Source organism: Stutzerimonas stutzeri (assembly GCF_002890915.1).
GTDB classification, from domain to species: domain Bacteria; phylum Pseudomonadota; class Gammaproteobacteria; order Pseudomonadales; family Pseudomonadaceae; genus Stutzerimonas; species Stutzerimonas stutzeri_AF.
In genome coordinates this window covers 26104-48314 of the sequence record NZ_POUT01000001.1, presented here as the reverse complement: position 1 = coordinate 48314, position 22211 = coordinate 26104, and the positions used below count along the sequence as shown (strand labels likewise).

Genomic DNA, 22211 nt, shown 5'->3' with positions numbered 1-22211 from the left:
AGGCGGGCTCCTGGCAGGTTGCGGGCATGTTCTGTGGACTTGGCCAGGGCATCGATCGTTCCGATCGCCCGGACCCGCGGTCAGATGCCTTGCTGGCCGAGCCAGGCCAGCAGCTGCGGCAACGGCATGGCGCCGCTCTGGCGGGCGATTTCGCGGCCGTCGCGGAACAGGATCAGGCTGGGAATCGAGCGGATGCCGAGCTGGGTCGCGAGCTGCGGGTTGGCTTCGCTGTCCAGCTTGGCCAGGCGGCAGCGGCCCTGCAGCTGCGTGGCAGCCTGGGCGAAGGTCGGTGCGAAGCTGCGGCAGGGGCCGCACCAGCTGGCCCAGACGTCCACCAGCAGCGGCAGGTCGCCCTTGATCTGGTTGGCGAACTGGCCCTGCTGCAGTTCGAACGGCTGGTGCGGCAGCACTTCGGCCTGGCAGCGGCCGCAGCGCGGTGTGTCATGCAGCCGGTCGGCGGGGATGCGATTGAGCCCGGCGCAATGCGCGCAAGGGATGATCAGCGAGTCGCTCATGTGAGGGATTTCCGAGAGGATATTTCCTCCGGTATGGGGCCGCCGATCGAGATATCAAGGCTATGCGGCGCCTCGTGATGCGCGCGCGTTCGCAGGCCTGCCCGCGCCGAAGCGCGGACAGGCCCCGGGGCCGATCAGCGCTTGGCCGCGTCCAGCGCCTGGGCGAGGTCGGCGAGGATGTCGTCGATATGCTCGATGCCGATGGACAGGCGGATCAGGTCCTGGGACACGCCGGCCCTGGCCAGTTCCTCGGCGTTCAGTTGGCGGTGGGTGGTGCTCGCCGGATGGCAGGCCAGCGACTTGGCGTCGCCGATGTTGACCAGGCGCACGATCAGCTTGAGCGCATCGATGAAGCGGGCGCCGGCTTCCATGCCGCCTTCGATGCCGAAGCAGAGAATCGCCGCCGGCTTGCCGCCCATGTAGCGCTGCGCCAGGGCGTGCTCGGGATGCTCCGGCAGGCCGGCGTACTTGACCCAGGCCACCTGTGGGTGACTTTGCAGGTAGTCGGCGACTTTCAGCGCATTCTCGCAGTGGCGCTCCATGCGCAGCGCCAGGGTTTCCAGGCCCTGCAGGATGAGGAAGGCGTTGAACGGCGAGAGCGCCGCGCCCATGTTGCGCAGCGGCACCACGCGGCAGCGGCCGATGAAGGCGGCCGGGCCGAAGGCTTCGGTGTAGGTGACGCCGTGGTAGGACACGTCCGACGTGTTGAGCAGGGCGAAGCGCTCCTTGTGCTGCGCCCAGGGGAATTGGCCGGAGTCGACCACGATGCCGCCGATGCTGGTGCCGTGGCCGCCCATGTATTTGGTCAGCGAATGCACGACGATGTCGGCGCCATGCTCGAACGGGCGGCACAGCACCGGGGTGGCGACGGTATTGTCGACGATCAGCGGCACGCCATGGCGGTGAGCGGCGTCGGCCAGAGCCTGCAGGTCGATGACGTTGCCGGCCGGGTTGCCGATGGATTCGCAGAACACCGCTTTGGTCCTGTCGTCGATCAGCGCTTCCAGTGCGGCGATGTCGTCATGGGCGGCGAAGCGCACTTCGATGCCCTGGCGCGGCAGGGTATGGGCGAACAGGTTGTAGGTACCGCCATAGAGCTTGGCCACCGAGACGATGTTGTCGCCGACCTCGGCGATGGTCTGGATGGCATAGGTGATCGCCGCCATGCCGGAGGCCACCGCCAGGGCCGCCACGCCGCCTTCCAGCGCCGCGACGCGCTGTTCGAGCACGTCGGTGGTGGGGTTCATGATGCGCGTATAGATGTTGCCCGGCACCTTCAGGTCGAACAGGTCGGCACCGTGCTGGGTGTCGTCGAAGGCATAGGAGGTGGTCTGGTAGATCGGCACCGCCACGGCCTTGGTGGTCGGGTCCGGGCTGTAGCCGGCGTGGATGGCGAGGGTTTCCAGTTTCATGGCATGTTCCTGTTCTTGTTCGATGGGCCGAAAGCTGCGGAGCATGAAAGGGAACGCGCAAATCTTCAATGACCCAGCGCAAGCCCTGTGGTCATAGCGGGGTGAGCGGCCAGAACCGCGGGATGACCAACGTGGCGACCAGCCACAGCAACAGGTTCAGCGGTATCCCGACCCTGAGGAAATCGGTGAAGCGATAGCCGCCGGCGTTGTAGACGAAGGTATTGGTCTGGTAGCCGATCGGCGTGGCGAAGCTGGCGCTGGCGGCGAACATGACGGCGACGACGAAGGGGCGCGGGTCGACACCCAGGTGCTGCGCCAGGCCGATGGCGATCGGGGTGATGAGCACTGCCACCGCGTTGTTCGACAGCATCTCGGTGAGCAGCGAGGTGAGCAGGTAGATGAACGAGAGCATGAACAGCGGCCCGGCCCAGGGCGTCAGCGTGGTCACGTTCTGCACGATCAGCTGGACCAGGCCGACCTTGTCCATGGCGATGCTGATCGCCAGCATGCCGAAGATCAGGCTGAGGATCTTCCAGTCCACCGCCTTGTAGGCGTCCTCGACATCCAGGCAACGGGTCGCCAGCACCGCGGCGGCACCGATGATCGCCAGGCCCTCGATCGGCATCACGCCGAAGGCGGCCAGCAGCATGACGGCCAGGGTGGCGAGGATCGCGATGGGCGCCTTGTCCCGGCGGAAGGCGCGCTCCTGCACCGCGTTGAGGCTGATCAGCTCGCCGTTGTCGGCGAAGCGCTTGATCTGTGCCGGGGTGCCTTCGACCAGCATCACATCGCCGAACTGCAACTGGAAGTCGTCGAAGTTGCCCTGGATGTTTTCATCCTGGCGATGCACGGCGAGTACGTTGATGCCGTAACGGGCGGTCAGGTCGAGATCGCGCATCGGCCGGTGGCTGTAGCGCGAGCCGCGGCCGACGATGGCCTCGGCGAGGCTCACGTCCTCGCTGCTGATGGTCTCGAAGGCATCGCTGCGGTTGAACGTCAGGTGGCCGCTTTCGCGCAACTCCACCACATCCTTGACCTGGCCATGGATCAGCAGCAGGTCGCCGGCATTGAGAATGAAGTCGTGCTCGGGGCGGCTGAAATATTGATTCTCACGGCTGACCTGCAGCACCTGAAGGCCACTGCCGCCGTTGAGGTTGGCCTCGCCGATGGTCTTGCCGAGTACCGGCGAGTTGGGCGCGACCCGCAATTCGCTCATGAAGGTACGGTCGAGGCGCGGGCCGAGCAGCTTGGACAGCGTGTCGCGTTCGGGAAGCAGGTGCTTGCCGATCGTCAGCAGGTAGAGCATGCCGGCCGCGGCGAGAATCGATGCCGCCGCGGTGATCTCGAACATGCCGAATGGCGCGAGCCCGGCCTTGCGCGCGACGCCATCGACCAGGATGTTGGTCGACGTGCCGATCATCGTCAGCGTGCCGCCGAGGATGGTGGCGTAGGACAGCGGGATCAACAGCTTCGACGGCGTGGTGCCGGCGCGCTTGGCCAGCGATATCGCCACCGGCGTGAGGATCGCCACCACCGGGGTATTGTTCAGGCAGGCGGAAATCACCAGGGCGGTGATCGTCAGGCCGCCCAGTACGCGGGTCGGACTGGTCCCCACCAGGTCGCCCAGCCAGTTGCCCAGCGCATCGATACAGCCGGTGCGCTCCAGGGCGGCGGAGATAATGAACATGCAGGCGATGGTCACGGGGGCGGAGTTGGACAGCACTCCCAGCACTTCGCCCGGCGTCAGCAACTGGGTGGCCAGCAGTACCGCCACGGCGATCGCGACCACGATGTCCGGGCTCCAGCTCTCGCGCACGAAAGACACCAGCACCCAGATCAGCAAGGCGCAGACGAACAGCAGCGGCAGCGAATCCGGGAGCATGGAGGTCCTTAACGTGACGATGGCCAATAAACATCAGGCCGCACGGCGACCTCGCGCGCACGATAGTGGGCCGGACTTAGAGAGTCCAGAAACCAATACTGCTTTTTATATTCGATTTGGTTATTTGGTCTTTTTTCGGATGATGCTGCGGCCGATAGCCGTCATCCGTGAGCTACGAGCTTCGCCGTTGGCTCGATCGCAGAGCGTGGCGCGGGGCTTGGAGATGATACGGAAAAGCCGCGCAATGCGCGGCTTTGAAGGTGGTGGGCCCACACGGACTCGAACCGTGGACCAAAGGATTATGAGTCCTCTGCTCTAACCAACTGAGCTATAGGCCCCCAGAAGGCCGGCGGATTATACCGGCCGGGTCCGGGGGAGCCAACTGATTGCTGGGCTCAGCAGCAGTCGTCTTCCACCTGCTGCAACAGGGTGACGATCTCATGGTCGCCGTTGCGCTCGAAGAGTTCGTGGATGACGTTGATCTGCGCGTGGAGGATGAGCCGGGCATCGGGCTCGAAGCCATTGCGGTTGCCGATCTTGTCGCGCAAATAACCGCACAGGTGGCAATTGCCGTCATCCTGGCCGATGTAGTACTGAATGCGCGAGTAGAGGGTGCGGATGCTGCGGTCGCATTCGATGTAGGGCAGTGGCTGGTCGCCGGCGACGCTGCGATAGGTTACGACGCTGGGCATGGTGCGCCTCCGTGTCTGGTTGGGACGACTTCGGTTGGGGAGGCGCTGATCCTAGAAGATGCCTGCGCATGTGTCTGTCAGCCAGGCGACACCTGGCTGCGCTGTTTCAGCAGGTCGGGGCGGTGGATGTCGAGAATGCCAGGGGCGACGCGAGTGAGAATGCCCTGGCGGGCCAGGCGGCTGATCAGCGAGGAGACGGTTTGCCGGGTTGTGCCGAGCAGGTGGGCAATGTCTTCGGTGCTCAGGTTCAGTTCCAGGCGCTGTACGCCGCTTTCGTGCGAGAGCCCCCTGCGTGCGAGCATGCCGTCGAGGAAGCGCGCCAGGCGGCCTTCGACGTCGCGGAAGGCGAGGTCTTCGATCAGTTGCATGGAGTTGGCCAGGGTCTGGCCCAGTACGCGGATGATGGTCGCTGCGGCGCCGGGGAGTGCCAGCATGCGGCTCATCTGGGCCGTTTCGCCAATCAGTACCTCGCTCGGTTTGAGTGCCTGGAGATAGGCGCCGCTGTGGGTGCTGTAGATGTCGCCGCCCTCGAGAAAGGTGAGGGTGTATTCCTTGTCTTCGGAGGCGAGGTACACGCGGATGCGTCCGTTGCGCACGATGAACACGCTGTCGCTTGGGGCGCCTGGACTGCCGAGCAGCTCGCCTTCGACCAGGTTGCGCTGGCGGAAGCCCTGGCGCAGGGCTGCTTGTTCCAGAGCCTGGCGGTATGAGCTGTCGGATCCGTGCATGGCCGTTCGGTCCGTCGTGGGCGAGAGCGGAGGATAGCGCGGTTGGCGGGATGGCGCAGGTTGGTGGCAGCCGGCAGATAGCAAAAGCCCCGGTGGGACCGGGGCTTTGTTTTCACTCGTCGAGGAAGGAGCGCAGGTGCTCGCTTCGCGTCGGGTGGCGCAGCTTGCGCAGTGCCTTGGCTTCGATCTGGCGGATGCGTTCGCGGGTGACGTCGAACTGCTTGCCGACTTCCTCGAGGGTATGGTCGGTGTTCATGTCGATGCCGAAGCGCATGCGCAGGACCTTGGCTTCCCGGGCGGTGAGGCCGGAGAGCACTTCGCGGGTGGCTTCCTTGAGGCTTTCCACGGTCGCCACGTCGATCGGCGATTGCATGGCGGAGTCCTCGATGAAGTCGCCCAGGTGCGAGTCCTCGTCGTCGCCGATCGGGGTTTCCATGGAGATCGGTTCCTTGGCGATCTTCAACACCTTGCGGATCTTGTCCTCGGGCATCTCCATGCGCTCGCCCAGCTCTTCCGGCGTGGGCTCGCGGCCCATCTCCTGCAACATCTGGCGGGAGATGCGGTTGAGCTTGTTGATCGTCTCGATCATGTGCACCGGAATGCGGATGGTGCGCGCCTGGTCGGCGATCGAGCGGGTGATCGCCTGGCGAATCCACCAGGTGGCATAGGTCGAGAACTTGTAGCCGCGGCGGTATTCGAACTTGTCCACTGCCTTCATCAGGCCGATGTTGCCTTCCTGGATCAGGTCGAGGAACTGCAGACCGCGGTTGGTGTACTTCTTGGCGATGGAGATCACCAGGCGCAGGTTGGCCTCGACCATCTCCTTCTTCGCCCGGCGGGCCTTGGCCTCGCCGATGGACATGCGGCGGTTGATGTCCTTGATGTCGGCGATCGCCAGCGCGCATTCCTGCTCCAGCTCGACCAGCTTTTGCTGGCAGCGCTGGATGTCTTCCTTGCGATTGCTGATGGCTTCGGCGTACTTGCTCTTGCCGTTGGCCAGCTCATCGGCCCAGCTGAGGTTGGTTTCGTTGTTGGGGAACTGGCGCAGGAAGTCGGCACGCGGCATGCGCGCATCGCGCACGCACAATTGCATGATGGCGCGTTCCTGGGCGCGAATCTGGTTCAGGGCGTTGCGCACGCGCTCGACCAGGGCGTCGTACTGCTTGGGTACGAGCTTGATCGGCATGAACAGCGTGGCCAGGGCTTCGAGCTCCTCGGTGGCCTGCTGGCTGGCGCGGCCGTGCTTCTTCAGCGCCTTGTTGGCCTTCTCCAGTTGCTCGGCGACGGCACCGAAGCGCACGCGGGCGACTTCCGGGTCCGGGCCGCCATCGCCTTCTTCCTCTTCGCTGTCGGAGTCGTCCTCGTCCTCGTCGTCCTTGTCGTCGTCCACCGGCTTGCTGGTGGTCTGCGGCGTCTGCGGTTCGACTTCCTGAGGCGCGGCGGCGCCGTCGTCGTCGGGATCGATGTAGCCGCTGAGGATATCGGACAGACGGCCGCCTTCGCTGGTGACGCGCTCGTAGTCGGCGAGGATGCTGTCGACGGTACCGGGGAAGTGGGCGATGGCGCTCATCACTTCGCGAATGCCTTCCTCGATGCGCTTGGCGATCTCGATCTCGCCTTCGCGGGTCAGCAGTTCGACGGTACCCATTTCGCGCATGTACATGCGCACGGGGTCGGTGGTGCGACCGATGTCGGTCTCGACCGCGGCGAGGGCCGCTGCGGCCTCTTCGGCGGCGGCTTCGTCGGTATCGGCTTCGGCCAACAACAGGGCATCGGCATCCGGAGCGGTCTCGAATACGTTGATGCCCATGTCGTTGATCATGCGAATGATGTCTTCCACCTGTTCCGGATCGGAAATATCCTCCGGCAGGTGGTCGTTGACCTCTGCGTAAGTCAGGTAACCCTGCTCACGGCCACGCTGGATCAACTCTTTGAGGCGGGACTGCTGTTGCGCTTTTCCGGACATATAACCCTATCCACTGAAGGTTCTGGCGGGCTGAAAACAAGCTGAGCATTATAGCCGAGCTAGGACCTCACGCGCCAGTTGAGGTCGATGCAGCGGGTGTCGCGTTGCGACTCAGTAGGTTGCGCAGCTGGTCTTTTTCCTCTGCGCTGAGCTCACCCTGGCGCGCCTTGCGCAGCAGGCCTTCGAGGCTGCGTTCGCGTTGTCGGGCGGCAAGAGTGTTAATGGTGTCGAAAAACTGTTGTTCAAGGTTGTCGGCCGAAATCAGCCATTCCTTCTCGGCCAGGGCGCATAGCAGGCGCCCCTGGTCGGTGCCGTGCCAGCGAGCGATCAGTTGCAGGCTGCGCAGCTTGGGGTTCTTCTGCAGGGCGCCGAGCAGGGCGACCAGCAGTTGGGCATAGGTGTCGTCCTCTGCGGCGAAATGACTCACATCCTCGACCTTCTGCGCCAGTTCGGGGTGGTGCAGGAGCGTGCGCAGGGTGGACAGTGCCGGTGGCTCGACCGTGGCGGGCGTGCGTGGTGCCCTTGGCTTGAAGTCTGGACGCTGTCCGGATTTTTTCCAGTCCTTCTTCCATTCCTTCTTGCCGCCGCGCGGCTGCTGGGGCGGCTCCTGCGGCTCGAAATAGGCGGCTTCGTCGTACGCCGGGCTGGCATCGTAGTAGATGCTGTCGTCGTAGTGGGGGGCGCTGCCGGCGGATGACGGAGCCGGTGCGGCTGTCATCTGTTGCAATGCCTCGCCGTTCAGTCCGGTCAGTTCGGTCAGGCGCTGGCGCATCAGTGCGCGCAGGTTGGCGCCGGGGATCTTCTCGATGAGCGGTGCCGCCAGCGTGGCCAGGTGGGCCTTGCCTTCCAGCGAGCGCGGATCGGCCTCTTCGCTCAGTTGCTGGAAGAAATAGTCGGCCAGCGGTTGCGACTGCTGCTGGATGCGCGCGCGGAACGCATCGGTGCCCTCGGCACGGACCAGGGTGTCCGGGTCTTCGCCGTCGGGCAGGAACAGGAAGCGTGCGCGGCGGCCGTCCTGCAGGTTGGGCAGGGTGGCTTCCAGGGCGCGCCAGGCGGCCTTGCGCCCGGCGGCGTCGCCGTCGAAGCAGAACAGCACGCTGGGCACGATGCGGAACAGGCGCTTGAGGTGCTCCTCGCTGGTGGCGGTACCGAGCGTGGCGACGGCATTGCGCAGGCCCTGCTGGGCCAGGGCGATGACGTCCATGTAGCCCTCGACCACCATGATCTCGTCCAGATCGCGATTGGCCTGGCGTGCTTCGAACAGGCCGTAGAGCTCCTGGCCCTTGTGGAATACCGGGGTTTCCGGCGAGTTCAGGTACTTGGGCTTGTCGTCGCCCAGCACCCGGCCGCCGAAGGCGATCACGCGGCCACGGCTGTCGCGGATCGGGAACATCACGCGGTCGCGGAAGCGGTCGTAGCGCTTGCCGGTCTCGGCGTTCTCGATCAGCAGGCCGGCGTCGATCAGCGCCTTGTGCTGCAGCGGGTCGCCGCCCAGGTGCTTCATCAGGTTGTCCCAGCCGGGCGGGGCGAAGCCCAGGCCGAAATCGCGGGCGATCACCCCGGACAGGCCGCGGCCCTTGAGGTATTCCACCGCCGCCTTGCGGGTCGGGTGGCTCTTCAGCGCCTGGCGGTAGTAGTCGGCGGCAGCGGACAGTAGCGGGTAGAGGGGCGAGTCGACCGGCTGGCGCGGCTTGTGCCGGCGCCCGCTGTCCTCGTGCGGCACCTCCATGCCGGCGCGCTTGGCCAGTTCCTCGACCGCCTGGGGGAAGTCCAGGTTGTCGTGGTCCATGACGAAGCCGAGCGCATTGCCGCCGGCGCCACAGCCGAAGCAGTAGTAGAACTGCTTGTCCGGGCTGACGCTGAAGGAGGGGGTCTTCTCCTTGTGGAAGGGGCAGAGCGCGCTGTAGTTCTTGCCGGTCTTCTTCAGCTGGATGCGCGAGCCGACCACTTCGACGATGTCGGAGCGGTTGAGCAGGTCATCGATGAACGATTGCGGGATCAGTCCGGCCATAGGGGTATCAGGATACGCTCGCAGTGATCAGGCCGGAAACGAAAAAACTCCGGCCATTCGCCGGCTGGCGAAGCGGAGTCTGGTGCAATGCAAAGCCCGGCCTGAGCCGGGCTTGATGCGGTGTCAGCCGTACCGGATCAGTACAGGCGGACGCTGCGGCGCTGCTCGCGCTGCACTTTCTTGGCGTGACGCTTGACGGCGGCAGCGGCTTTGCGCTTGCGCTCGGCGGTCGGCTTCTCGTAGAACTCGCGCGAACGGACTTCGGCCAGAACGCCGGCTTTTTCGCAGGAACGCTTGAAGCGACGCAGTGCTACGTCGAAGGGTTCATTCTCTTTAACTTTGACAGCGGGCATCCAGGACTTACCTTCACTTGATTACCGGTGGCAACGCGCTTCGGCAAATGACTCGCAAGCACGCTGGTTTTAAGGGTTGCGGATGTTACCCGCTCCAACCATGGAATGCAAAGCCCCTTATCGAAAAGCGCTGGTCGGTCGGATGGCCCGCCGATTAATATGCACGGCTTCTTTCGCCTGAAGGTTTGGAACCCATGCTGGTGCTGGGGCTGGAAACATCCTGCGACGAGACCGGCGTCGCGCTTTATGACAGCGAGCAGGGGCTGTTGGCCGATGCGCTGTTCAGCCAGATCGATCTGCATCGCGTCTACGGCGGCGTGGTGCCCGAGCTGGCTTCCCGGGATCACGTCAAGCGCATGCTGCCGCTGATTCGCCAGGTGCTCGGCGAGGCCGGGCGCGAGGCCGCGCAGATCGACGCCGTGGCCTACACCGCCGGCCCCGGGCTGGTCGGCGCGCTGCTGGTCGGTGCGTCCTGTGCCCAGGCGCTGGCGCTGGCCTGGGGCGTGCCGGCGGTGGGCGTGCATCATATGGAAGGCCATCTGCTGGCGCCGATGCTCGAGGAACAGCCGCCGGCGTTTCCCTTCGTCGCGCTGCTGGTGTCCGGCGGGCATACGCAACTGGTGCGGGTCGACGGCATCGGTCGCTACGAACTGCTTGGCGAGTCGGTGGACGACGCCGCTGGCGAGGCGTTCGACAAGACCGCCAAGCTGATGGGCCTGCGTTACCCCGGCGGGCCGGAGATCGCCCGCCTGGCCGAACAGGGCACGCCCGGGCGCTTCGTCTTCCCGCGGCCGATGACCGATCGCCCCGGGCTGGATTTCAGCTTCAGCGGGCTCAAGACCTTCACCCTCAATACCTGGCAGCAATGCCGCGCCGCGGGCGACGAATCCGAACAGACCCGTTGCGACATCGCCCTGGCCTTCCAGCAGGCGGTGGTCGAGACGCTGACCATCAAGTGCCGCCGTGCCTTGAAGCAGACCGGGCTGAAATCGCTGGTCATCGCCGGCGGGGTCAGTGCCAACCAGGCGCTGCGCCAGTCGCTGGAGAAGATGCTCGGCGAGCTGAAGGGGCGGGTGTTCTATGCGCGGCCGCGCTTCTGTACCGACAACGGTGCGATGATCGCCTACGCTGGCTGCCAGCGCCTGCTCGCCGGTCAACAGGACGGCCCGGCGATTTCGGTGCAGCCACGCTGGTCGATGGAGACGCTTGCGGCAGTATGACCCCTTGCCCCGGCCTGCGGCTTGCCGCTCAGAAGTGCCTTTCCCGCCCTGCGAACAGGTCGCGCAGATTGCTGCGGTGGCGCCAGACGATCAGCACGGCCAGCACGCTCATCGGCAGCAGGGCCGCCGGTTGTTGCCAGGCCAGCAGCGGCAGGCAGAGGGGCAGGGCGATGAGCGCGGCGAGCGAGCTGGTGCGGCTCAGGCGAAACACCAGCAGCCAGGCGACGATGGCCAGCAGTGCGGCCGGAGGGTAGAGGGCGAGCAGGGCGCCGGCGGCAGTGGCGACACCCTTGCCGCCACGAAAACGGAAGTACAGGGGGTAGAGATGGCCGCACACCGCCGCCAGACCGATCCAGGCCTGTTGCTGGACGGTCAGGCCCAGCCAGGCGGCCAGCAGCACGGGCAGCAGGCCCTTGCACAGGTCGCCGAACAGTGTCCAGATCGCCAAGCGCTTGCCGGCCAGGCGCAGCATGTTGGTGGCGCCGGGATTGCCCGAACCGCCAACGCGCGGGTCCGGCATGCCGGCCCGGCGGCTGAGCAGAATGGCGAATGACAGCGAACCGATAAGGTAGGCGAGCAGTGTCAGCAGCCAGAACATGGAATCCATCCGGGGCAGGGAGCTCCTGAGTCTAACGGCGCGCCTCGAGCTTGTCGTGCCGTAGGAGAAAGTTGCGTGGATACAGTCTTCATCGAAGGTCTGGAAGTGGATACGGTGATCGGCGCCTATGACTGGGAGCGGGGCATTCGTCAGTGCCTGCAGCTGGACCTGGCGTTGGGCTGGGATATTCGCCCGGCCGCCGAGCATGACGAGCTGGGCAAGGCGCTGGATTATGCCGAGGTCGTCGCGGCGATCGAGCGCTTCGCCGGCGAGGCCCGCTTCGAGCTGGTGGAGACCTTCGCCGAACGCCTGGCGGCAACGCTGATGAGCGAGTTCGGCATCGTCTGGTTGCGCCTGCGGGTGACCAAGCCCGGGGTCAATCCGCGCGCACGCGCGCTGGGCGTGGAGATCGAACGCGGATGTCGCTGACCCCCGTGCTGCTCGGCCTGGGCAGCAATGCCCAGCGCGAAAGTCACCTGCATGCCGGCCTCGACGCCTTGGCCGAGCTGCTGCAGGATATGCGTTGCTCGCCGGTCTTCGAAAGCCTGGCGGTGGGCTACAAGGGCGACAATTTCTACAACCTGGTGGTGGCCGGCAACACCGAGTTGCCGCTGACCGAGCTGGACCGCCGGCTGAAATTCATCGAGGCGGACAATGGTCGCTATGCGCCGGAGCGCAAGGGGCTGCCGCTGGACATCGACGTGCTGCTCTACGATGACCTGGTCGGCAACTTCCATGGCTTGCTGTTGCCGCGCGCGGAAATCCTGAAGAACGCCTTCGTGCTCTGGCCGCTTGCCCTGCTGGCGCCCAGCGCCCGCCATCCCGCGCTCGATGAGCGCTTCGCCGAGCTGTGGGCACGCTCGTCCATCGATCAGCAGCTCTGGCCGGTGCCATTCCAGTGGCGTGGCATCGAGCTGACCCCGCCGGAGTTGCTGCGCGAGCATCCGCCGCTGCAGGGCTGAGCGCCTGCTCAGGCGCTCTGCTGCCGGTAGTCCTCAAGCCGTTCGAGACGCTCGCGCTTGAGCGCCTCGCCCAGCTCGGCGCCCTGGTAGCCCTGTTCCAGCAGCGGCCTGACCGCCACCGAACGGGCCGCGGCAGCCGCACCGCGCAGGTAGTCGGCCTGGGGAAAGCCGCGCCGCTCGAAATCCGGGCGGGCGCGGGCGTCCATCTCGCAGGCGGCGAGGAACTGCTCGAAGCGCTCGGGGCGGCGGTAGATGTCGAAATGCTGCAGCAGGTCGAAGAGCGCTTCGGCCGGCAGGTCGCCGGCATGGGCGGCATGATCCTGGTATTGCCCGACCAGCAGGGCCAGCTCCTGGCAGTCACGCGGCGCCTTGCTGCGCCGGTTAACGGCATCGATCAGGCGCACGTCGTTCGCTTCATGGCTGGGCTCCTGGGGCGTCGCGGCGCAGCCCTGCAGCAGGCAGGCCCAGCGTACGGGCAACGGTTGCCCGTGTGTCGCGCACTGGCGCAGCACGCCGAACAGGTGTGCGCCGCAGCCGTGTTCGATCACGGCCTCCACTTCCGGCCACAGCTCGGCCAGGGCGCCGCAATCGTGCAGCACCTGGACGAACACGTCCGGGCGCGGCTCCATCAGTGCACGGGAGATTTCCTTCCAGCTGCGCTCCGGCGTCAGCGCCGACAGCTCGCCGGAACGGGCCAGCTGGCGCATCAGCGCGCGGGTTTCCTCGGCGACGCTGAAGCCGAGCCCGGCATAGCGGGCGGCGAAGCGGGCGACGCGCAGCACGCGCAACGGGTCCTCGGCGAAGGCGGGGGAGACATGCCGCAGCAGGCGCGCCTGGAGGTCGCGCTGGCCGCCGTAGGGGTCGACCAGGTGCCCGGCTTCGTCCTCGGCCATGGCGTTGATGGTGAGATCGCGACGGATCAGGTCGTCCTCGAGGGTGACGTCGGGGCTGGCGTAGAAGGTGAAGCCGCCGTAGCCGCGGCCGCTCTTGCGTTCGGTGCGTGCCAGCGCGTACTCCTCGCCGGTCTGCGGATGCAGGAATACCGGGAAATCGGCACCGACCGGGCGGAAGCCCCTGGCCTGCATCTCCTCGGCGCTGGCGCCGACCACCACCCAGTCCACCTCGCTCACCGCGCGGCCCAACAGGCGATCGCGCACTGCGCCGCCGACTTTGTAGATCTGCATTGTTCACCTCCGTTGGCGCGGAGGATAAAGGATAAGCGCGCCCGGGCCACCCCTTGCCGCGAGTGGCGCCGGGCGCGCCCCTCAGGCGAAGTTCATGCCCGGGAAGCGGCTTTCGGTTTCCACCTCGCCGTTGCTGCGCGGCGGCATGTGGTGGCTGTCGACCAGTTTGTCGTCCTGCATCGACTGCAAATGCACATCGAAGCCCCACAGCCGATGCAGGTGCTTGAGCACTTCGTCGGTGGAGCTGCCCAGCGGTTTGCGGTCGTGTTGCTGGTGGCGCAGGGTCAGCGAGCGATCGCCGCGGCGATCGACGTTCCACACCTGCACGTTGGGCTCGCGGTTGCCGAGGTTGTATTGCGCGGCCAGCAGTTCGCGAATGGTGTGGTAGCCGCCTTCGTCGTGGATCGCCGGCACCAGCAGCTCCTCCTTGCGATCGTCGTCGAGGATGCTGAACAGCTTGAGGTCGCGGATCACCTTGGGCGAGAGGAACTGCAGGATGAAGCTCTCGTCCTTGAAGTTGGCCATGGCGAACTTGACCGTGGTCAGCCAGTCGCTGCCGGCGATGTCCGGGAACCAGCGCTTGTCCTCCTCGGTGGGGTGTTCGCAGATGCGGCGGATGTCCTGGTACATGGCAAAGCCCAGGGTGTAGGGGTTGATGCCGCTGTAGTAGGGGCTGTCGAAGCCCGGTTGGTAGATCACGCTGGTGTGCGACTGGAGGAATTCCATCATGAAGCCGTCGGTCACCAGTCCCTCGTCGTAGAGGTCGTTGAGCAGCGTGTAATGCCAGAAGGTCGCCCAGCCCTCATTCATGACCTGGGTCTGGCGCTGCGGGTAGAAGTATTGCGCGATCTTGCGCACGATGCGCACCACTTCGCGCTGCCAGGGCTCGAGCAGCGGCGCGTGCTTCTCGATGAAGTAGAGGATGTTCTCCTGCGGCTCGGCCGGGAAGCGCTGGTCGCGTTCGCGCTCGTCGCCCTTGTCGCCGGCCTTGGGAATGGTCCGCCAGAGATCGTTGATCTGCTTTTGCAGGTGCTCCTCGCGATCCTTCTGCCGGCGCCGTTCTTCTTCCGCGGAAATGGGGTAGGGCCGCTTGTAGCGGTCGACACCGTAGTTCATCAGCGCATGGCAGGAATCGAGCAGGTCTTCCACCGCTTCGATGCCGTGGCGCTCCTCGCACTGGGTGATGTACTGCTTGGCGAACACCAGGTAGTCGATGATCGAGCTGGCGTCAGTCCAGGTGCGGAACAGGTAGTTGCCCTTGAAGAAGCTGTTGTGGCCGTAGCTGGCGTGGGCGATCACCAGCGCCTGCATGGTCATGGTGTTCTCTTCCATGAGGTAGGCGATGCACGGGTCGGAATTGATCACGATCTCGTAGGCCAGGCCCATCTGGCCGCGCTTGTAGTGCTTCTCGGTGTGCAGGAACTGCTTGCCGTAGGACCAGTGGTGGTAGCCCAGCGGCATGCCCACCGAGGCGTAGGCATCCATCATCTGCTCGGCGGTGATCACCTCGATCTGGTTGGGGTAGGTGTCCAGCGCGTAGCGTTCGGCGATCCGGCCGATTTCGCGGTCGTAGGCGCGGATCAGGTCGAAGGTCCATTCCGAGCCGGTGGAAATGGGCTGTCGTTTCATGCGCACCTCAACTGGTCATCCGTCGCTGGAAGAGTTCGCGGAACACCGGGTAGATGTCCGCCGCGCTCACCAGTTGCTGTTGGGCGAACGCCTCGGCGAAGGTTTCGGCCACTTGGTTGTACTCGTACCAGAGCGCCTGGTGCTCGCGTGGGGTGATTTCGACGTAGGTGAAATACTGCACGAACGGCATGATCTGGTTGATCAGGATGTCGCGGCACAGCGGCGAATCGTCGTTCCAGTTGTCGCCGTCGGAGGCCTGCGCGGCGTAGATGTTCCACTCGTTGGCCGGATAACGCTCGGCCATGATCTCCTGCATCATCTTCAGCGCGCTGGAGACGATGGTGCCGCCGGTTTCCCGCGAGTAGAAGAATTCCTCCTCGTCGACTTCCTTGGCGCTGGTGTGGTGGCGGATGAACACCACGTCGATCTTGTCGTAGTTCCGCTTGAGGAACAGATAGAGCAGGATGAAGAAGCGCTTGGCGATGTCCTTGGTCGCCTGGGTCATCGAGCCGGAGACGTCCATCAGGCAGAACATCACCGCCTTGGAGCTGGGGTTGGGCTGCTTGACCAGCAGGTTGTACTTGAGGTCGAAGGTGTCGAGGAACGGCACGCGGTTGATGCGCGCCTTGAGCCGTTCGATTTCCTCCTCCGCCGCCTTGATATCGCCGAAGTTGTGCGGTTCCTCCAGGCGCAGCCGTTCCAGTTCTACCTTCAATTCGCGCAGCCGCGAACGGCTGCTGCCGGACAACGCGATGCGCCGGGCATGCGCCGAGCGCAGGGTGCGCACGATGTTGATCCGCGACGGGTTGCCTTCGTTGGCGATGCCGGCGCGCACCGTCTTGAAGGTATCGGCGCCGGTGAGGTGGCGCTTGACCAGGTTGGGCAGTTCCAGGTCCTCGAACATGAAGTCGAGAAATTCCTCCTGGGTGATCTGGAACACGAAGTCGTCCATGCCTTCGCCGCTGTTGCTGGCCTGGCCGGCGCCCTGGCCGCCGCCGCCCCCCTGCGGCCGCGGGATGCGTTCGCCGGCGATGAATTCCTTGTTGCCGGGGTGGACGATGGTCTGGCGTCCGCCGCGGCCGTGGTGCAGCACCGGCTCGTCGATATCGCGGCCGGGGATGCTGATCTGTTCGCCATGTTCCATATCGGTGATGGAACGACGGCCAACGGCTTCCTCCACCGCTTTCTTGATGTGCCCACGGTACCGCTGCAGGAAGCGCTGGCGGTTCACCGTGCTTTTGTTCTTGCCATTCAGGCGACGGTCGATCACGTAGCTCATAGGCCCTCCGGGCTAGGCTGAAAAGCATATACCCGAAGCCGGAAGCGGAGCGTTCCGTTCCCGGCTTCAGGCTTCCAGCCGCTTACTGCGATTTACGCACCCGCAGATACCACTCGGAGAGCAGGCGAACCTGCTTTTCGGTATAGCCGCGCTCTACCATGCGCACGACGAAATCGTTGTGCTTCTTCTGGTCTTCCTTGCTGGCCTTGGCGTTGAAGCTGATGACCGGCAGCAGGTCCTCGGTGTTGGAGAACATCTTCTTCTCGATGACCACGCGCAGTTTCTCGTAGCTGAGCCATGAGGGATTCTTGCCGTTGTTGTTGGCGCGGGCGCGCAACACGAAGTTGACGATTTCGTTGCGGAAATCCTTCGGGTTGCTGATGCCGGCCGGCTTCTCGATCTTCTCCAGCTCCTCGTTGAGCGCCACGCGGTTGAGGATCTCGCCGGTTTCCGGATCGCGGTATTCCTGGTCCTGGATCCAGAAGTCGGCGTACAGCACGTAGCGGTCGAAGATGTTCTGCCCGTACTCACTGTAGGACTCGAGGTAGGCGGTCTGGATTTCCTTGCCGATGAACTCGACGTAGCGCGGCGCCAGGTATTCCTTGATGAAGCGCAGGTAGCGTTCGCGCACCTCGGCGGGGAACTGTTCCTGCTCGATCTGCTGCTCCAGCACGTAGAGCAGGTGCACCGGGTTGGCGGCGATCTCGTGGGGGTCGAAGTTGAAGACCTTGGAGAGGATCTTGAAGGCGAAGCGGGTGGAAAGCCCGTTCATGCCCTCGTCGACCCCGGCCGCGTCGCGGTATTCCTGGATCGACTTGGCCTTGGGGTCGGTGTCCTTCAGGTTCTCGCCGTCATAGACACGCATCTTCGAGTAGATGTTGGAGTTCTCCGGCTCCTTGAGCCGCGACAGTACCGAGAACTGGGCCAGCATCTTCAGCGTATCCGGCGCGCAATGCGCCTGGGACAACGAGCTGTTGGTCAGCAGCTTGTCGTAGATCTTGATCTCGTCGCTGACCCGCAGGCAGTAGGGCACCTTGACGATGTAGATGCGGTCGATGAAGGCCTCGTTGTTCTTGTTGTTGCGGAAGCTGTGCCATTCCGATTCGTTGGAGTGGGCCAGCAGGATGCCGCTGTAGGGGATCGCGCCGAGGCCCTCGGTGCTGTTGTAGTTGCCCTCCTGGGTGGCGGTCAGCAGCGGGTGCAGCACCTTGATCGGCGCCTTGAACATCTCGACGAATTCCATCAGGCCCTGGTTGGCCCGGCACAGGGCGCCGGAGTAGCTGTAGGCGTCGGGATCGTTCTGCGGGAATTCCTCCAGCTTGCGGATATCCACCTTGCCCACCAGCGAGGAGATGTCCTGGTTGTTCTCGTCGCCCGGCTCGGTCTTGGCCACGGCGATCTGGTTGAGGATCGAGGGGTAGAGCTTGACCACGCGGAACTGGCTGATGTCGCCGCCGAATTCCTGCAGGCGCTTGGTCGCCCAGGGCGACATGATGCTGTTGAGGTAGCGCCGCGGGATGCCGTAGTCCTCTTCGAGGATCTGCGCGTCCTCGGCGGGGTTGAACAGGCCGAGCGGCGACTCGAAGACCGGCGAGCCCTTGATGGCGTAGAACGGCACGTGCTCCATCAATTGCTTGAGCTTTTCCGCCAGCGAGGATTTGCCGCCACCGACCGGGCCGAGCAGGTAGAGGATCTGTTTCTTCTCCTCCAGGCCCTGGGCGGCATGGCGGAAGTAGGACACGATCTGGTCGATGCATTCCTCCATGCCATGGAAGTCGGCGAAGGCCGGGTAACGGCGGATCACCTTGTTGGAGAAGATGCGCGACAGCCGCGGGTCGGTGGAGGTGTCCACCAGTTCGGGCTCGCCGATGGCCGTCAGCAGCCGCTCGGCGGCGCTGGCATAGGTTCCCGGGTCCTGCTTGCACAGATCGAGGTATTCCTGGAGCGAATACTCTTCCTGGCGGGTCGCTTCGAATCGTTGCTGGAAGTGGCTGAAAATGCTCATGACTTCACCTCGGTCGATGCACGAATGGCGTGTCATCAGGCATCCTGGAGCCCGGCCGAAGTGGCGGCCAGTGGAGTTCCCCCGAACACCTAATGGTCGAAACCCTGAATTCCGGTAGCCGTTTCCCGGCTTTCATTCATTGGATGGCCTGAACTCAAGGATAGTTCGGATTCGGCGTGGTCAAGAAGAGCGAATGCATTTAGGCCCTGCCGTTCGGCTGGCGGCAGGGCTCAGGCCGCGGCTGGCGCGGCACCGGCGGGAAATATTTTTTTACGCTTGCTCGTCGCGTTCGACATGCGCGGGGTAGGCGTGGCGCCAGAGCTCGAAACCGCCGTCGAGGCTGTAGACCTCGGAAAAACCCTGGTTGGCCAGGTAGGCTGCGGCGCTCTGGCTGGAATGGCCGTGGTAGCAGGTCACGATCAGCGGCTGGTCGAGGTCGGCGGCGGCGATGAAGTCCGGCAGCGAATGGTTGTCCAGGTGCACGGAACCGGCGATATGGCCGTTGGCATAGCTGTGCGGGTCGCGGATGTCGACGACCACCGCGCCAGCTTCGCGCATGGCCAGGGCCTGTTCGGGGGCGATGCGTTTGAAGTCGGTCATAGCGGTTTCCCGTGGTCGCAGTTGCAGCGATGCAGCTCGCCGCTGTCGAGGTTCATCAGCGTCATGGCATTGCCCCAGACGCAGCCGGTATCCAGGGCGAAGACGTTCGGCTCGTCGCAGCGGCCTTCGAGGGCGGCCCAGTGGCCGAATATCAGCTTGACGTTGCGGGTCTTGCGGCCCGGATGGCTGAACCAGGGCGCGTAGCCGGACGGTGCGCTGTCGACGCCTTCCTTGGCTTCCAGGTCGAGGGTGCCGTCGGCCTTGCAGAAGCGCATGCGGGTGAAATAGTTGGTGATCAGGCGCAGGCGCGGCACGCCGTGCAGCTCCTTGCTCCACTTGGCCGGCTGGTTGCCGTACATGCCGTCGAGGAACGGCAGCAGCAGGGCGTCGTCCTGCAAGGCCTGTTCGACTTCGGCCGCGCGCCGGAGCGCCTTCTCCAGCGTCCATTGCGGCGGGATGCCCGCATGCACCAGCACGGTATGCCGCCCGGCGTCGTAGTGGATGAGCTTCTGGCGGCGCAGCCAGTCGATCAGGTCGTTGCGGTCGGGCGCGGCGAGAATCGGCTTGAGGGTATCGGATTTGCGCAGGCGCTCGATGTCATGCGCCACGGCCAGCAGATGCAGGTCGTGGTTGCCGAGCACGGTGATGGCGGCCCCTTCGAGGTCGCGGACGAAGCGCAGGGCCTCCAGCGATTGCGGGCCACGGTTGACCAGATCGCCGGCCAGCCACAGGCAGTCGCGCGACGGGCTGAAATCGACCCGCTGCAACAGGCATTTCAGGGGTTCCAGGCAACCCTGCAGGTCGCCGACTGCATAGGTGGTCAATGCAGTGCTCCGGGTACGGCCAGGCGGAACGGCGCGATGACGGCGTCGAAGCGGTGCCCATCCTCCGCCAGCATCTGATAGCTGCCCTGCATGCTGCCGACGCAGGTCGGCAACAGGGTGCCGCTGGTATAGACATGGTGCTCGCCCGGGGCGATCAGCGGCTGTTCGCCGATGACCCCGGCGCCGCGCACTTCCTGCACCTGGCCATCGCCATCGGTGATGATCCAGTGCCGTGAAAGCAGCTGCGCCGCAATCTCGCCAGTGTTTTCGATGGTTACCGTGTAGGCAAAGGCGTAGCGGTTTTGTTCCGGCTCCGACTGTGCGGCCAGGTAGCGGGGCGTGACGCTGACATCGATGCGATAGCGTTGATCTTCGGACATTAGCCGGCTCGCTGGAGTGCAGCCCGGGACCGTGGCCCTAGCTGCGCTCGGTCAGTTGATCGGAAAGGCGGACGAAGGCCGCCAGGTCCAGCTGCTCGGGGCGCAGGCTGCCATCCACCTCGGCGGCCTCGATGGCCTGCGCGTCGAGCAGCCCCTTGAGGGTATTGCGCAAGGTCTTGCGACGCTGGTTGAAGGCCTCGCGCACGACGCGTTCCAGCTGGCGGTGATCGCGCGCCGGATGCGGCAGCGTCTCGTGGGGCACCAGCCGGACGATGGCCGAATCGACCTTGGGCGCCGGGTTGAAGGCGCCCGGACCGACGTTGAACAGATGCTCCACGCGGCAGTGATACTGCACCATGATAGACAGCCGGCCCCAGTCGCCGCCGCCTGGCTGAGCGGCCAGGCGTTCGACCACTTCCTTCTGCAGCATGAAGTGCATGTCGCGGATCAGCCGCGCATGGTCGAGCAGGTGGAAGATCAGCGGCGTGGAAATGTTGTACGGCAGGTTGCCGACGATGCGCAGGCTGGCCGGCTGGTCGCTGAGGCGAGCGAAGTCGAACTTCAGCGCATCGCCCTGGTGCAGGGCGAAATTGGCCCGCTCGGCGAATTTGCTTTGCAGGATCGGGATCAGATCCAGATCGAGTTCGACCACGTCCAGGTGTGCGCCGCTGTCGAGCAGCCCCTCGGTGAGTGCGCCCTGGCCAGGGCCGATCTCGACCAGACGCTCACCTTCCTTGGCATGAATCGCCCGCAGGATGCGGTGGATCACCCCGGCGTCGTGCAGGAAGTTCTGGCCGAAGCGCTTGCGCGCACGGTGTTGATAGTCGGACATGAAGGCAGCTCCAAGCTTCAAGCCGCAAGCGTCAAGCAAGAGCGTAAAGCGAAAATGCAAAGACGCGAAGCTTAACAGGTGCGCCTGCTATCGGCATCCTCTCGGCTGGCGGCCTGGTTCGAGCGTCCGGCCATCTGGTAGGCCGTCTCCAGCGCAACCTGCAGGCTGCCGATGTCGATCCGGCCAGAGCCGGCCAGATCCAGCGCGGTTCCGTGGTCCACCGAGGTGCGTACGATCGGCAGGCCGAGGGTGACATTGACCGCGGCGCCGAAGCCCTTGTACTTGAGCACCGGCAGGCCCTGGTCGTGGTACATCGCCAGAACGGCGTCGCAGCGTTCGAGATGCTTCGGCGTGAACAGCGTGTCGGCCGGCAGCGGGCCGATCAGATTCATCCCTTCGCCACGCAGTTGCTCGAGTGTCGGCTCGATGATCTCGATTTCTTCGCGCCCCAGGTGGCCGCCTTCGCCCGCGTGGGGATTCAGGCCGCAGACCAGGATGCGCGGCTGCGCGATGCCGAACTTGCCGACGAGATCGGCGTGCAGGATACGCGTGACCCGCTGCAGGCGCTCGGCGGTGATCGCGGCGGCGACGTCCTTGAGCGGCAGGTGGGTGGTGACCAGTGCCACGCGCAGGCCATGCGTGGCCAGCATCATCACCACCTGCTCGGTGTGGGTCAGCTCGGCGAGGAATTCGGTGTGCCCGGAGAAGGGAATGCCGGCTTCGTTGATCACGCCCTTGTGCACCGGGGCGGTGATCATGCCGGCGAAACTGCCGTCCAGGCAGCCGCGCCCGGCGCGGGTCAACGTCTCCAGCACATAGTGGGCGTTGCGCGGGTCGAGCTGGCCTGCCGTCACCGGCGCGGCGAGCGGGGTGTCCCAGACGTACAGGCAGTTGGCCGGCGCCGGTTCGCCTGGCCAGTTCTGCGGCCCGGCATCGCGCAGTTCGATGGCCAGCCCCAGTTGCTCGGCACGCTGCGCCAGCAGGGCACGGCTGGCAATGGCCACCAGGGCTTGCGGTTGCGCCTGGCGCGCCAGCAGCAGACAGAGATCCGGGCCGATGCCGGCCGGTTCGCCAGGGGTGAGAACGAAGGGGCGGGAAAGAGTCATCGGTGTGCTCTCGGCATGGGGCGGCGGGCGCCC

The 22211-nt window shown here is 65.0% G+C and carries 21 protein-coding genes and 1 tRNA gene; 3 read left to right on the top strand and 19 right to left on the bottom strand.

The features are described from left to right. Window positions 1-80 precede the first annotated feature (80 nt). From trxC to rpsU, 9 genes are all read right to left on the bottom strand, one after another. Complete coding sequence (trxC, locus tag CXK94_RS00240; protein WP_102892840.1) at window positions 81-515, bottom strand: thioredoxin TrxC; 435 nt, start codon at window positions 513-515, stop codon at window positions 81-83. Window positions 516-649: 134 nt separating this feature from the next. Beyond that, window positions 650-1927 carry a bifunctional O-acetylhomoserine aminocarboxypropyltransferase/cysteine synthase gene (locus CXK94_RS00235; protein ID WP_102892839.1) on the bottom strand — a complete coding sequence of 426 codons (1278 nt, stop codon included), beginning with the start codon at window positions 1925-1927 and terminating at the stop codon, window positions 650-652. Between the two features lie 91 nt (window positions 1928-2018). Next, window positions 2019-3809 carry an SLC13 family permease gene (locus CXK94_RS00230; protein ID WP_102892838.1) on the bottom strand — a complete coding sequence of 597 codons (1791 nt, stop codon included), beginning with the start codon at window positions 3807-3809 and terminating at the stop codon, window positions 2019-2021. 261 nt (window positions 3810-4070) lie between these two features. After that, a tRNA-Ile gene (locus tag CXK94_RS00225) sits at window positions 4071-4147 on the bottom strand. Between the two features lie 57 nt (window positions 4148-4204). Then, window positions 4205-4501, bottom strand: coding sequence for a N(2)-fixation sustaining protein CowN (cowN, locus tag CXK94_RS00220; RefSeq protein ID WP_102892837.1), 297 nt, complete (start codon window positions 4499-4501; stop codon window positions 4205-4207). A gap of 77 nt (window positions 4502-4578) precedes the next feature. Beyond that, window positions 4579-5229, bottom strand: a complete 651-nt coding sequence (locus tag CXK94_RS00215) for a Crp/Fnr family transcriptional regulator (protein ID WP_102892836.1) — start codon at window positions 5227-5229, stop codon at window positions 4579-4581. 112 nt (window positions 5230-5341) lie between these two features. Further along, window positions 5342-7195, bottom strand: a complete 1854-nt coding sequence (gene rpoD / locus CXK94_RS00210) for an RNA polymerase sigma factor RpoD (RefSeq protein ID WP_102892835.1) — start codon at window positions 7193-7195, stop codon at window positions 5342-5344. A 67-nt stretch (window positions 7196-7262) separates the two neighbouring features. Beyond that, a complete protein-coding gene (gene dnaG, locus CXK94_RS00205) occupies window positions 7263-9206 on the bottom strand; it encodes a DNA primase (protein WP_102892834.1) in 1944 nt (647 codons plus the stop codon). 137 nt (window positions 9207-9343) lie between these two features. Beyond that, window positions 9344-9559, bottom strand: a complete 216-nt coding sequence (rpsU, locus tag CXK94_RS00200) for a 30S ribosomal protein S21 (protein WP_003290642.1) — start codon at window positions 9557-9559, stop codon at window positions 9344-9346. 194 nt (window positions 9560-9753) lie between these two features. Between rpsU and tsaD the strand changes: the two genes are divergently transcribed. After that, window positions 9754-10779 carry a tRNA (adenosine(37)-N6)-threonylcarbamoyltransferase complex transferase subunit TsaD gene (gene tsaD, locus CXK94_RS00195; RefSeq protein ID WP_102892833.1) on the top strand — a complete coding sequence of 342 codons (1026 nt, stop codon included), beginning with the start codon at window positions 9754-9756 and terminating at the stop codon, window positions 10777-10779. Window positions 10780-10807: 28 nt separating this feature from the next. Here the strand turns inward: tsaD and plsY are convergent, their stop codons facing one another. Then, the gene (gene plsY, locus CXK94_RS00190; protein ID WP_037037893.1) at window positions 10808-11377 is read right to left on the bottom strand and encodes a glycerol-3-phosphate 1-O-acyltransferase PlsY; all 570 of its coding nucleotides are present in this window, start codon (window positions 11375-11377) and stop codon (window positions 10808-10810) included. A gap of 75 nt (window positions 11378-11452) precedes the next feature. Between plsY and folB the strand changes: the two genes are divergently transcribed. Next, window positions 11453-11806: a dihydroneopterin aldolase gene (gene folB, locus CXK94_RS00185; protein WP_102892832.1), complete on the top strand. Its 354-nt coding sequence runs from the start codon at window positions 11453-11455 to the stop codon at window positions 11804-11806. Then, complete coding sequence (gene folK / locus CXK94_RS00180; RefSeq protein WP_102892831.1) at window positions 11797-12339, top strand: 2-amino-4-hydroxy-6-hydroxymethyldihydropteridine diphosphokinase; 543 nt, start codon at window positions 11797-11799, stop codon at window positions 12337-12339. Before folB ends, folK begins: the two co-directional genes overlap by 10 nt. Window positions 12340-12347: 8 nt before the next feature. Here the strand turns inward: folK and CXK94_RS00175 are convergent, their stop codons facing one another. The 9 genes from CXK94_RS00175 to pdxA all read right to left on the bottom strand — a co-directional run bounded on the left by CXK94_RS00175 (window position 12348) and on the right by pdxA (window position 22178). After that, window positions 12348-13523, bottom strand: a complete 1176-nt coding sequence (locus CXK94_RS00175) for a multifunctional CCA addition/repair protein (RefSeq protein ID WP_102892830.1) — start codon at window positions 13521-13523, stop codon at window positions 12348-12350. A gap of 81 nt (window positions 13524-13604) precedes the next feature. Continuing rightward, window positions 13605-15152: a SpoVR family protein gene (locus tag CXK94_RS00170; protein ID WP_102892829.1), complete on the bottom strand. Its 1548-nt coding sequence runs from the start codon at window positions 15150-15152 to the stop codon at window positions 13605-13607. A 7-nt stretch (window positions 15153-15159) separates the two neighbouring features. After that, window positions 15160-16431, bottom strand: coding sequence for a YeaH/YhbH family protein (locus CXK94_RS00165; RefSeq protein ID WP_102892828.1), 1272 nt, complete (start codon window positions 16429-16431; stop codon window positions 15160-15162). A gap of 82 nt (window positions 16432-16513) precedes the next feature. Then, window positions 16514-18436, bottom strand: a complete 1923-nt coding sequence (locus CXK94_RS00160) for a PrkA family serine protein kinase (protein ID WP_037037817.1) — start codon at window positions 18434-18436, stop codon at window positions 16514-16516. A gap of 270 nt (window positions 18437-18706) precedes the next feature. Then, entirely contained in the window at window positions 18707-19036 is a 330-nt protein-coding gene (glpE, locus tag CXK94_RS00155; RefSeq protein ID WP_037037815.1) for a thiosulfate sulfurtransferase GlpE, read from the bottom strand. Further along, window positions 19033-19860, bottom strand: coding sequence for a symmetrical bis(5'-nucleosyl)-tetraphosphatase (locus tag CXK94_RS00150; RefSeq protein ID WP_102892827.1), 828 nt, complete (start codon window positions 19858-19860; stop codon window positions 19033-19035). The genes glpE and CXK94_RS00150 overlap by 4 nt, the downstream gene beginning before the upstream one ends. Next, window positions 19857-20240 carry a Co2+/Mg2+ efflux protein ApaG gene (apaG, locus tag CXK94_RS00145; protein WP_102892826.1) on the bottom strand — a complete coding sequence of 128 codons (384 nt, stop codon included), beginning with the start codon at window positions 20238-20240 and terminating at the stop codon, window positions 19857-19859. The genes CXK94_RS00150 and apaG overlap by 4 nt, the downstream gene beginning before the upstream one ends. A 37-nt stretch (window positions 20241-20277) precedes the next feature. Beyond that, on the bottom strand, window positions 20278-21072 hold the full coding sequence (rsmA, locus tag CXK94_RS00140) for a 16S rRNA (adenine(1518)-N(6)/adenine(1519)-N(6))-dimethyltransferase RsmA (protein ID WP_037037811.1): 795 nt from the start codon (window positions 21070-21072) through the stop codon (window positions 20278-20280). A 71-nt stretch (window positions 21073-21143) separates the two neighbouring features. Beyond that, window positions 21144-22178, bottom strand: coding sequence for a 4-hydroxythreonine-4-phosphate dehydrogenase PdxA (gene pdxA / locus CXK94_RS00135; RefSeq protein WP_102892825.1), 1035 nt, complete (start codon window positions 22176-22178; stop codon window positions 21144-21146). Window positions 22179-22211 lie beyond the last annotated feature (33 nt).